A 2809-nucleotide genomic window follows, 5' to 3' on the forward strand; every position below is an offset into this window, starting at 1 on the left:
GGGGGTGGGGGTGGGGGTCAGGGTCGGTGACGGCGTCACCCCGGGTCGCGCCGCGCGGTAGGTGTGGCCGGCGCGGACGGCGAACTGGACGACGTCCGTCTCCGGCCGGGTGACGGTCGGCGTGCTGCCGTCGGTGACGTCGACGAGGGTGAAGCTGCCGGTGAGGAGCCGGGCACGCATCTTCAGCGTGCCGTCGCGGTCGGCGCGGACGCTGATCTCGTCGGCCTGGCCGCTGGTCCAGGCAACGCCGACGGTGTATCCGCCCCGACCGCGCAGGCCCGCGACCTGCCCGGTGGGCCACGCGGTCGGCAACGCGGGCAGCACGTGCAGCTCCCCGGTGTGGCTGTGCAGCAGCATCTCGGCGATGCCGGAGGTGGCGCCGAAGTTCCCGTCGATCTGGAACGGCGGGTGCAGGTCGAACATGTTCGGCGCGAGCCGGTCGGTGCGCACCAGGTCCTTCAGGAGCTTGTGGGCGCGGGCGGCGTCCTCCAGGCGGGCCCAGAAGTTGATCTTCCAGGCGAGGGACCAGCCGGTACCGTCGTCGCCGCGCAGTTCCAGCGTCCGGCGCGCGGCCTCGTAGAGCTGCGGGGTGCCGCGCTTGGTGATCTGGTTGCTGGGGTGCAGGCCGTACAGGTGGGAGACGTGCCGGTGGGTCCGCTCGGTCTCGACCCAGTCGGCAAGCCATTCCTGGATGTTGCCGCGTGAGCCGACGCGGCTCGGCGGCAGCCGGTCCTTGGCCGTCCGCACCTGTGACCGGAAGGTGGTGTCCACGCCGAGCGTCTCGCTGGCTCGGGCCGCGGCGTCGAACAGGTCGCGCAGGATCTGGTTGTCCATCGTGGGACCCGCGCAGACGCTGACGTTCGAGTGGTGGGGAAGTTCCGGCGAGTTCGACGGGTTCGTGACCAGGTAGTTGAGCGTCGGATGGACGACCAGGGTGTCGAGGAAGAACTGGGCGGCGCCCTTCAGGGCCGGGTAGTTGGCCTGCAGGAAGCCGACGTCGCCGGTGAACAGGTAGTGCTCCCAGATGAGCGTGGCCAGCCAGGCGCCGCCGGTCTGCCACATGCCCCACAGCGCCCCGTCGACGACCGACGCGCCCCGCCAAGCGTCCGTGTTGTGGTGGGTGACCCAGCCCCCGGCACCGTACTGGGCCTGGGCGACGCGCGCGCCGGTCACCGTCAGGTCCTTGATCATGTCGAAGACCGGCAGGAAGCACTCGGACAGGTTCGTCGTGTCGGCGGGCCAGTAGTTCATCGGCAGGTTGGCGTTGATGGTGTACTTCGAGTCCCAGGACGGTGCCAGGGAGTCGTTCCAGATGCCCTGTAGGTTCGCCGGCTGGGTGCCCGGCCGCGAGGAGGAGATCAGCAGGTACCGCCCGAACTGGAACAGCAGCGCGGAGAACTGTGGATCGTTGGAACTCGCATGCTGCGCGATCCGCACGTCGGTCGGCTGGTCCGCTGCGGCCGTGCGTCCCAGGTTGATGGTCACCCGGTTGAACAGCGCCTGGTAGTCGGCGATGTGGCGGCTGCGTAGCTGGTCGATGCTCACGGTCCGGGCGGCGTTCAGGCGGGTACGCGCAATGCCCTGGTAGTCGCCGTTGACGGTGCGGTAGTTGACGTAGCTGGACGCGATCGAGATCAGCACGGTCACGCTCGTGGCGCCGGATACCCGCAGGGTGCCGCCGGAGCTGCTGACCGTGCCGCCCGTCGCGACGGCGTGGGCCAGGGCGAGGAAACGCACCGAACCGTTGATGCCCTCCATGCTGCCGGAGATGCCGTCGGCGGCGATCGTGTTGGCGTCCGGGCTCGACATGGTTGTGCGTTGCGGGCTGTCGAAGGTGGCGCTGAACGTGATCGAGCTGGCGCGGTCGGCGGTCAGCCGCAGCACGATCACCTGGTCCGGCGCGCTGGCGAACACCTCGCGCTGGTACCGGACGCCGTTGAGCACGTACGTCGTGGTGACGGTGGCGGTGGTGAGGTCGAGCGTCCGGTTGTACTGTGACGCCCCGCTGGCCGAGCCGAAGGCGAGCCGGAGGTTGCCCACGGTCTGGTAGGCGAGCTGACCGCCCGGCGTCCCCATCATCGTCTGGTTGATCAGGTCCTGCGCCGAGGACCACTGGTCGGCGAAGACGCGCCGGCGGATCTCGGCCAGGTTCGCCGCGCCACGGGTGTTGGCGGAGTCGTACGGGCCGCCGGCCCAGACGGTGTCCTCGTTGAGTTGCAGCCGTTCGGTGTCGACGTTGCCGAACACCATGGCACCGAGACGCCCGTTGCCGATCGGCAACGCGCGGAGCCAGTCGGTGCCCGCCCCCTCGTCGTACCACAGCGCCATGTCGCCGGCGGCCAGCACCTGCGGCGGCGCCACCGAGCCGGCCCGGGCGGCGGCGGTCCACGCGGCCGGCAGCAGCGCGGCCCCGGCCCCCACCGCCCCGGCCTTGAGCACGTTCCTTCGTGTCACTTCAGACATGATCTCTCCCAATCACGCGGGTCAGAGGCTGACGCAGCTGAGCGACGGTGTCGTCGGCGTGCCGCCGGCGACGAACCCGAACGTCGTGGACGTGCCGGCGGGCAGGTTGCCGTTCCAGGTCTCGTTGGAGACGTTCTGGGTGCTGCCGGCGGGGGCGTTGCGACCGCCCCAGATCTGGGTGATGGTCTGCCCGTTGGCGAGCGTCCAGCTCACCCGCCACCCGCTGATGGCGGAGGCGCCGGCGGTCACCTTGACCTCGGCCTGGAAGCCGCCCGACCACTGACCCACGGTCTGGTACGTGGCGGCGCAGCCGCCCGGTGCCGGGCTGGTGGGCGGGGTGGTGGGC

General features: G+C 70.6%; 2 protein-coding genes. Both read right to left on the bottom strand.

Annotated elements, in window-relative coordinates; translation table 11 throughout:
- Positions 1-2463 (bottom strand): glycoside hydrolase N-terminal domain-containing protein (locus tag E1258_RS31720; RefSeq protein WP_132407556.1); only part of this gene is annotated, 2463 nt, incomplete at its 3' end.
- A gap of 21 nt (positions 2464-2484) precedes the next feature.
- Positions 2485-2809, bottom strand: a 325-nt coding sequence (locus E1258_RS31725; protein WP_207919892.1) for a cellulose binding domain-containing protein, incomplete at its 5' end; no start/stop codon positions are given.

The organism is Micromonospora sp. KC207, from assembly GCF_004348615.1.
Taxonomy (GTDB): Bacteria; Actinomycetota; Actinomycetes; order Mycobacteriales; family Micromonosporaceae; genus Micromonospora.